5 protein-coding genes are annotated in these 8,857 nt (G+C 49.7%); all 5 read right to left on the bottom strand.

Annotated elements, in window-relative coordinates:
* Positions 1-104 precede the first annotated feature (104 nt).
* The gene (ung, locus tag ACFQ1C_RS03670; protein ID WP_379557181.1) at positions 105-770 is read right to left on the bottom strand and encodes a uracil-DNA glycosylase; all 666 of its coding nucleotides are present in this window, start codon (positions 768-770) and stop codon (positions 105-107) included.
* A 440-nt stretch (positions 771-1,210) separates the two neighbouring features.
* Positions 1,211-2,989: a DEAD/DEAH box helicase gene (locus ACFQ1C_RS03665; RefSeq protein ID WP_379557180.1), complete on the bottom strand. Its 1,779-nt coding sequence runs from the start codon at positions 2,987-2,989 to the stop codon at positions 1,211-1,213.
* 1,036 nt (positions 2,990-4,025) lie between these two features.
* Entirely contained in the window at positions 4,026-4,319 is a 294-nt protein-coding gene (locus tag ACFQ1C_RS03660; RefSeq protein ID WP_379557179.1) for a GIY-YIG nuclease family protein, read from the bottom strand.
* Positions 4,320-4,897: 578 nt separating this feature from the next.
* Complete coding sequence (locus ACFQ1C_RS03655; protein ID WP_379557178.1) at positions 4,898-5,137, bottom strand: GlsB/YeaQ/YmgE family stress response membrane protein; 240 nt, start codon at positions 5,135-5,137, stop codon at positions 4,898-4,900.
* A 176-nt stretch (positions 5,138-5,313) separates the two neighbouring features.
* Positions 5,314-8,367, bottom strand: a complete 3,054-nt coding sequence (gene ydiJ / locus ACFQ1C_RS03650; RefSeq protein WP_379557177.1) for a D-2-hydroxyglutarate dehydrogenase YdiJ — start codon at positions 8,365-8,367, stop codon at positions 5,314-5,316.
* Positions 8,368-8,857: the final 490 nt, after the last annotated feature.

Genomic DNA, 8,857 nt, shown 5'->3' with positions numbered 1-8,857 from the left:
CCCAACGCATATGCACAGCAACTTAATGCTGCTTAAACTGGTGTCTACTTTAGTCGAGCCATTCCAATCTTTTAACTCAACATTCAACATTCAACATTCAACATTCAAAGCTTTGTCCACTCTATTGGCTGTTTGCCTTGCTGTTGTAACAGCTGGTTAGTTTGGGAGAAGTGTTGGCAACCGAAGAAGCCTCGGTAGGCGGATAAGGGGCTGGGGTGGACCGCGGTGAGTATGTGGTGGCGCTGTGGGTCTATGGCAGCGCCCTTTTTTTGCGCATGGCTGCCCCACAGTAAAAACACCGCACCGGAGCAGTGATCGTTGACGGTTTGAATGACTTTGTCAGTAAAGGTTTCCCAACCCAGTTTGGCGTGGGAGTGTGCCTTGCCAGCTTCTACGGTGAGTACGGTGTTGATCATTAACACGCCCTGCTCTGCCCACGAGGTTAAATAGCCGTGTTCTGGGGCGATAAAGCCGGGTATGTCTGTGGTTAGCTCTTTGTACATATTACGTAACGAGGGCGGTACTTTTACACCAGGCTGCACCGAGAAGCATAAGCCGTGGGCTTGGTTGGGGCCGTGGTAAGGGTCTTGCCCGAGTATGACTACTTTTACTTGGCTGAGCTCGGTGTGTTTAAAGGCGTTAAATACGTCTTGCTCTGGTGGGTAAATCACTTTGCCAGCAGCACGCTCTTGTGCAACAAATTCGAGGGTTTGCTGAAGATAAGGCTGCTGTTTTTCTTGTGCTATTAGTTGGGACCAAGTTAGGGGCATTTGATTTCTGCTTTGATTAAAGAGTGAAGGGAGACATGACATCAAAACCTAACCCTATTTTGCCACGGAATCCACGGAAAAATTAAGATAGGAGAGGAGGAATAGTGTTGAGTTATGAATGTTGAATGTTGAATGTTGAATGTTGAATGTTGAATGTTGAATGTTGAATGTTGAATATTGAGTGAAAAGTGACCACCCCAAGCAATTAACTCAACATTCATAACTAAAAACTCAACACTAGCCCGGGCTCCTTGATCTTACCCATAAAATATCTTTTCAGATCTGATCTCTATTTTTCCGTGTTCTTCCGTGTATTCCGTGGCAAAAAAGTTTTTAATCTTTAACGGCGAGATACCGGAGCGCGTCCGGTAAGACGGCAACATATAAAAAAAGGCCTGTCGATTGCTCGACAGGCCTTTCTATTTGCGGTTAAGCGGTGATTAGCCGTTTAAGCGCTTGTCGTTAGTACGACGTGGTGAACGTGGCTTGCGGTCGTCGTTAGGACGGAAGCTTGCACGACGTGGCTGTGGGCCACCTTCGTACTTGGCCAAGTTCAATGGGCGCTGACAAACGCGAACGTTTTGCAGTACCTTTTGCACTTCCGACGTCATGCCTTGTGGCAGGTCTACGGTAGAGAACTCGTCATGGATCTGGATTTGACCAATGAAACGAGACTCTAGGTCGGCTTCGTTAGCGATAGCACCAACCAAGTGGCCAGGCTTAACACCGTGCACACGGCCTACGTCAACGCGGAAGGTTTCCATGGCAACTTCGTCACGGCCCGAGCGAGGGGCACGAGGTGCGCGCTCACTACGGTCGTTGCGATCATTACGGTCACGGCTTTCGCGTACTTCTGGGCGACGAGCAGCTTGCGGACGGTCTTCCATAAACAATGGACGGTCACCTTGCAGCAAACGAGCCAAACCGGCTGCTAGCTGTGCTGCATCTAAGCCTTCTTCTTCTAATGACGCGATCATTTCAACAAACGGTGCCAGTGATTTCTCATCGGCTTCTACACTAACACGCAGGCTAGTTTTGAAGCGCTCGGCACGGATCTTGTTGATCTCGTCGGCAGAAGGCATCTGCATTTCTTCAATTGGCTGGCGAGTATGACGTTCAAGGTTGTACAGGCTGCGTTTTTCGCGACCGGTAACAAACAAAATTGCATCACCTTCACGACCAGCACGACCGGTACGACCAATACGGTGTACGTAAGATTCGTTGTCGTGTGGCATATCGAAGTTAACTACGTGACTGATACGCTCAACGTCCAGACCACGAGCTACTACGTCGGTAGCAACCAAGATGTTCAAGCGACCGTTTTTGAGGCGCTCAATTACTTTTTCACGCAATTTCTGCGGAATATCACCGTGCAATGCTTCACAAGCGTGGCCTTCGCGGCTCATCATCTCGGCAAGATCTTCGGCGTCTTTACGAGTACGTACGAATACCAGCATGGCATCCATTTTTTCGGTTTCTACCAAACGGCATAAACCTTCGTGCTTGTTCATTCCACGTACAAACCAGTAGCGCTGCTTGATGCTAGAGTTAGTACGAGTTTTGTTTTCAATGCGCACTTCTTTCGGGTTGTTCAGGTATTTTTGTGCAACACGCTGAATAACCGGCGGCATAGTGGCCGAGAACAAGGCAATTTGGCGAGTAGCTGGAGTTTGTTCCAAAATCCATTCTACGTCGTCGATAAAGCCCATGCGCAACATCTCATCGGCTTCGTCCAGCACTAATGCTTTCAGATTATCCAACTTCAACGTGCCACGACGCATGTGGTCCATTACGCGACCTGGGGTACCCACAACAATGTCGACACCGCGCTTAAGTGCACGAATTTGGGTGTCGTACGCTTGGCCACCATAGATGGACATAATACGAATGTCTTTACGATATTTGGCGTAGCCTTCAAACGACTCGGCAACCTGGATGGCCAGTTCGCGAGTTGGAGCTAATACCAATACTTGAGGAGTTGCATTACCACCGGTAATGGTGCTTAACAGCGGCAGTGCGAACGCGGCTGTTTTACCAGTACCGGTTTGTGCCAAGCCTAAAACGTCACGGCCTTCAAGCAAAGTAGGAATAGCGGCAGCCTGAATAGCAGAAGGCGTCACATAACCGGCGTCGGCTAGTGCTTTTAAGATTTCAGGCGCTAAACCCAGTTCAGTGAAGGCAGGAGCATTTTCAGCAAGTACAAGAGTAGAATTTGTCATTTAACAGTTCCGAATAAATAGAATGTCGGCGGACTGATACAGTAAAAGGCCAGGGACAACCCATGCTCACATAAGTGAGGGTTTCCCTTTGCAGAGTGTGTAACACACTAAGATTCACAAGGCTAAATCTGGCCGTTTTTGTCTCAACACCGCCATGGTGATCGAGCTGGCTAATACCAGTCCGTCTTTCTCATCATGGATGTCGATCTGCCAGACTTTGTGTCGTCGCGCCCAAATGGAGGGGACGTGCGAACCCTTAATAGGGAACGCGTCGTTTGGCGCGGACGTGATTTGCATTAACTTCCTGTTCAACGCAATATAACCCGCTTCAACGCACATATTATGGCAGCTACATATAAACCCAGGGTCTTGGCGAATTTAACTAATCTGTTAGTTAAACCACCATGTAGCATGCCGAATAGGCGGGATATTACGACGTTAAGCAACACGTTTAAGCTTAAATAGTCGTGACCCACATCACAAAAGGTCATGCCCAACTGGGCTGAGGGCGCATTCTCTGCTAAATGGCGGGTAATGTCTAGTGTTATTTTAATGCGGGAAGTGACAGCGCCCGGCGCCAAGCCCCAAGCACCAAGCTAAAAACCAGACCAAACCAACAACCAAACACTGGCGTATGCCGTCATGCCGGACGTGCTCCGATATCTTGTTTTATGCCGTCATGCCGGATGCGCTCCGGTATCTTGTTTTTTATGCCGTCATGCCGGACGTGCTCCGGTATCTTGTTTTGTCTTTGAAGGTTCTAAACCTAAATTCGAGATCCTGATGTGCATCAGGATGACGGCTTGAGGACGAGATCCTGACGTGCGTCAGGATGACGGCTTGAGGACAAGATCCTGATGTGCATTAGGATGACGGCTGAAAACGAGATCCTGACGTGCGTCAGGATGACGGCTTGAGGACGAGATCCTGATGTGCATCAGGATGACAGCTGAAAACGAGATCCTGACGTGCGTCAGGATGACGGCATAAAAAATAAATCAAAAGATAGGGATAGATGACATGCCTATCGTAAAAATCAACCAACGATCTCATCCCACAAGTCTCGCCACTGCTCGTTTTTTTGCTCTACCAGCTCGACCTTCCACTCTCTTTTCCAGTTTTTAAGCTGTTTCTCACGAGATATTGCAGCATACATATCGTCAAGCATTTCAAAGTAAACCAATTTGTTTAAGCGATAGCGCGTTGTAAAGCCTGGTACTTCATGATTTTTATGCTGCCAAATTCGCTGTACAAGATTACCCGTAACACCAACATACAGTGTTCCGTTAGGTTTGTTAGTGAGGATATATACTGCGGGGGATTTAGACATAAGGGCGCAGGTTGATAAGGCTCTATAAAGAAGAGTAGTCACTTCTAGCTATAAGGCTAATAGCAAAAGCGAGATCCTGACATACGTCAGGATGACGGCTTAAACATAAACACGCACAGCCCTATGCCGTCATGCCGGACGCGCTCCGGTATCTTGTTTAGTCTTTTGAAGACCCAAAGCGAGATCCTGATGTGCATCAGGATGACGGCTTGAGTACGAGCTCCTGACGTGCGTCAGGATGACGGCTTAAATATAAACACGCACAGCCCTATGCCGTCATACCGGGCCGGCCCCGGTATCTTGTTTAGTCTTTTAAGGGCCAAAAACAAATTCGAGATCCTGATGTGCATCAGGATGACAGCTGAAAGCGAGATCCTGACGTCCGTCAGGATGACGGCTTAAACATAAACACGCACTGCCCTATGCCGTCATGCCGGACGCGCTCCGGTATCTTGTTTTGTCTTTTGAAGACCCAAAGCTAGATCCTGATGTGCATCAGGATGACGGCTTGAGTACGAGATCCTGATGTGCGTCAGGATGACGGCATAAACATAAACACGTGCCGGGCGCTCATTTTATTAGCCTTTAATTTTTCTCACTAGGTATATCAATAGTACGGCGCCTAGGGTGGACATGATTAGCGAGCCGATGATGCCGGTGGCTGCTAGGCCGATGAGGCGAAATACGATGCCGCCTAAAAAGCCGCCGACGAGGCCGAGTAAAATATTACCCAGCACGCCAAAGCCGCGCCCTTTCATCAGGTTGCCAGCAATCCAACCGGCTAAGCCGCCGATAATTAAATTTAATATTAATCCCATTTTTGTTCCTTAATTTTTTGGTAGTGAGTAAATACAGCGCCAAGCGCCCGGCGCCCAGCTACAAACTAAACTAACAATCGGCGACCTATGCCGTCTTGCCGGGCTCGCCCCGGTATCTGCTTTGCTCTTTGTTTCGCTGGGTGCTTGGCGCCGGGCGCTCGGCGCTGGTTGCCCCTTCACAGCAGTGTTAATAACGCTTGTACTGGGTGTTTGATGTTTTGCCCGGCTATGCGCTTTACTTGGCTGCGGCACGAGAAGCCGGTGGCCAAGCATCGCTCTTGGGGTAGTTGGCTCATGGGTGCCGCCCAGCTCATGGCGTATAACTGTTTTGAACCTTCGGCATGATGGCGTTCGTGGCCGTAAGTGCCCGCCATGCCGCAACAGCCTACCGGAACGGCTTCAAGCTTAGCACCCAAGTGACTAAAAATACGGCCCCAGTCTTGATGGGTGGTAGGCAGAGCGGTTTTTTCGGTGCAATGGGCAAATAAATGCCAAGGCTCGCCCGCTGGTGCTTGCTCTGGTAAATGACTTAATTGCTGTAATAGCCATTCTTGGGGCAGTAATACTTCGAAGTCACCACGAGCCGCACCCAGTACCTTGTTGTATTCGTCGCGATAACAGAGCACCAATGACGGATCGACGCCCACTAGGGGAATATTTAGCCGCGCCAAATTATTCAAAAATTGCGCACTATCTGCGGCCATGCCAGCGAAGCGTCGTAAAAAGCCTTTTACATGGGCCGGTTTGCCGTTGGGTTTAAACGGTAGTACTACCGGATTAAAGCCCAGCTTGCTGGCCAGCTGCACTAAGTCGAACACCACATTGGCATCATAAAAAGAGGTGAACGGGTCTTGGACGATCAACAGCGTTTTGGCTTTTTGCTGTGCGGTTAACGCCTCAAGCTCGGCCATATCAAACGCCGTAGTCGCGCTTTTTTCTAACAGCGTGTGCAAGCTCGGGTTACTAACCTGCGGCATATCAACCATGCCTAGCAAAGAGCGCGTACTCGCCTGCACTAATTTGTTGTTCATTATGGGGTTAATCAGCCCCGGCACTTTGGCCATCCAAGGAGTATAAGACTCTACCCAAGATACTAGGTAGTCTTGTGGTGGGCGCTGATATCGCTGATGGTAAAGCTGTAAAAAGCGCGCCCTAAAGGTGGGTACATCCACTTTTATCGGACACTGACTAGAACAGGCCTTGCAGGCTAAGCAGCCGTCCATTGCCTCTTTTACTTCGTGAGAAAAGTCGTATTCGCCGCGGTGTTTCTGCCAGCTGTATTTTACTCGCTCAACCAAGCCTTTTACGCTGGCACTGCGACTCATTATTGCCGCTTCTTCTGCCATAGGGTCGAAGCCTTGGGCCGATAACTGGCGCAACCATTCCCGCACTAAACCGGCACGGCCTTTGGGCGAATGACGACGATCGGCAGTTAGCTTCATCGACGGACACATGGGTGAATTCACGTCGAAGTCGAAGCACAGGCCATTACCGTTACAGTCCATGGGTTGGGTGTAACTGTCGCGCACATGCACGGGTATTTGTCGGTCATAGAAGCCGCGCTTGGTGTCATCTACCGACACCAATTGCTCTAAGCTGTCGAGCGGCGTGCAGATCTTACCCGGGTTTAAGCGATTAAAGGGGTCAAACGCCGACTTAATACGGCGCAGCTCAGTAAATAAGGTGTCACCAAAAAAAGCCGGGCTGTATTCTGAACGATAGCCCTTGCCGTGCTCGCCCCACATTAAGCCGCCGTATTTAAGCGTGAGCGCGTTCACCTTGTCGGAAATTTTACGCAGCATCACTTCTTGCTCGGGGTCGGTCATGTCTAGCGCGGGTCGTACGTGCAACACCCCGGCATCCACATGGCCAAACATGCCATATTGCAGTTGGTGTGCATCTAGCAGCGCCCGAAACTCAACAATGTAATCGGCCAAGTTTTCCGGTGGTACGGCAGTATCTTCAACGAAGGCAATGGGCTTTTTGCGCCCCTTGGTGTTACCCAGCAGGCCCACCGCTTTTTTACGCATGCCGTAAATTCGATTTAAAGAGGCCAAGTCATCACAAACTTGATAACCGATAATGCCGGCCTCACCCTTAGCAATTAGCTTATCGAGTTGCGTGCACAGTGCCGTAACTTTTTCTTGCTGGGCCTCGCCGTCTTGATCCGCATATTCGACCATATTCAGGCCGTCCATTACCTTGCCGGGCACGTCTTCAATTAAGTGACTCACCGAATGCCAAACGATGTCTTCGCGCGCCAGCCCCAGCACTTTAGAGTCCACGGTTTCTACCGACAACGCCTTGGCTTCTACCATTAATGGCGCGTTGCGCAGTGCGGACTGAAAGCTGTCGTACTTAACGTTAACCAAGGTGCGATAAGTGGGAATGGGCGTTAAATCGAGCCAGGCTTCGGCAATAAAAGCCAGCGAGCCTTCAGATCCACACAAGATGCGGGTGAGATCTAGGGTATGGCTGGCTTTGTCGTACACATGCTTAAGATCGTAACCGGTTAAAAAGCGGTTTAACTTAGGAAAGCGCTTGGCTATTTCATCCGCATGGTCATGCACACTGTGATACACACAACGGTACAGCTCAGCTTCGCGGCTGTCTTCGGCTAATTTGGCATCGAGTGCTTCGCCACTTACTGGGCCGGTTTCAATAATGGTGCCGTCGACCAGCACGGCGGTGACGCCCAACACATGATCCGAGGTTTTACCGTACACCAAAGAGCCCTGCCCCGAGGCATCGGTATTAATCATGCCGCCAAGGGTGGCGCGGTTACTGGTTGATAAGTCGGGGGAGAAAAATAACGTGTGCGGTGCCACTAGCTGATTGAGTCGGTCTTTAACCATGCCGGTTTGCACCCGTACTCGTCGCTGATCGGCGTTAATATTTAGCAACTGATTAAGGTGGCGAGACAGGTCGACCACTATATTGTTGTTTAACGACTGGCCGTTAGTGCCGGTACCGCCCCCTCTGGGAGCAAACTTAATGTCTTGATGGACCGCTTTGGCAGCCAAGGCCAGCATAATACTTAAGTCTTGGGTAGATCGCGGAAATACCACCGCCTGCGGAAGAGACTGATATACGCTGTTATCGGTAGCCACGGCCAACCTGCTGGCATAGCTACGTTCTATATCGCCGCGAAAGCCACTGGCGGCTAATGCGTCGAGAAAGGCAAAATAGGTGGGAGTTATCTGCGCCTGCAGATCTATCTTGGGGATCATAACGGCCTGTTCCCTGTCATTATATTAAGGTGCGCCCAGAGTGGCGCCCAGTATACAGAAAAACAGCGCCCTGCGCCTAGCACCAAGCGCCTAGCTAAAAAACACTAAACCTATTTTTGCCACGGAATCCACTGAACCCACGGAAAAATTAAGATGAGATAAGGTCGAAAAGTGCTAAGAGATCTTATTGGGTAAGAGCAAACCCACCTCCAGCCTTACGGCGTAAGCACCGAAGTAGCTAGTAGCAAGGGACGACTTATTTTAGGTAAGAGTAATTGAGCAAAATAGTAGTACCGTTCAAAAGCGGTCCAATACTCTTACCTAAAACATGGTCCCTACAAAAAACTCATCTTTAGACCTTACTAATAATATGTTTTTCAGATCTGATCCCTATTTTTCCGAGCACCAAGCGCCTAGCTAAAAACCCCGCTCTGTCATCCTAGTTGTCCGGTTGGCAATTCTGCCTAAGTTTATCCCAGTGGGGCGGTAT

Origin of the sequence: Oceanisphaera ostreae (assembly GCF_042676125.1) — a bacterium.
Classification (GTDB): Bacteria; Pseudomonadota; Gammaproteobacteria; order Enterobacterales; family Aeromonadaceae; genus Oceanimonas; species Oceanimonas ostreae.
The sequence above is the reverse complement of the archived record's forward strand: the minus strand, read 5'-3'. Positions and strand labels throughout refer to the sequence as shown.

Coding starts and splice junctions, on each gene's coding strand:
- ydiJ (WP_379557177.1), bottom strand. CDS start 8,367: ATGATCCCCAAGATAGATCTGCAGGCGCAGATAACTCCCACCTATTTT.
- ACFQ1C_RS03655 (WP_379557178.1), bottom strand. CDS start 5,137: ATGGGATTAATATTAAATTTAATTATCGGCGGCTTAGCCGGTTGGATT.
- ung (WP_379557181.1), bottom strand. CDS start 770: ATGCCCCTAACTTGGTCCCAACTAATAGCACAAGAAAAACAGCAGCCT.
- ACFQ1C_RS03660 (WP_379557179.1), bottom strand. CDS start 4,319: ATGTCTAAATCCCCCGCAGTATATATCCTCACTAACAAACCTAACGGA.
- ACFQ1C_RS03665 (WP_379557180.1), bottom strand. CDS start 2,989: ATGACAAATTCTACTCTTGTACTTGCTGAAAATGCTCCTGCCTTCACT.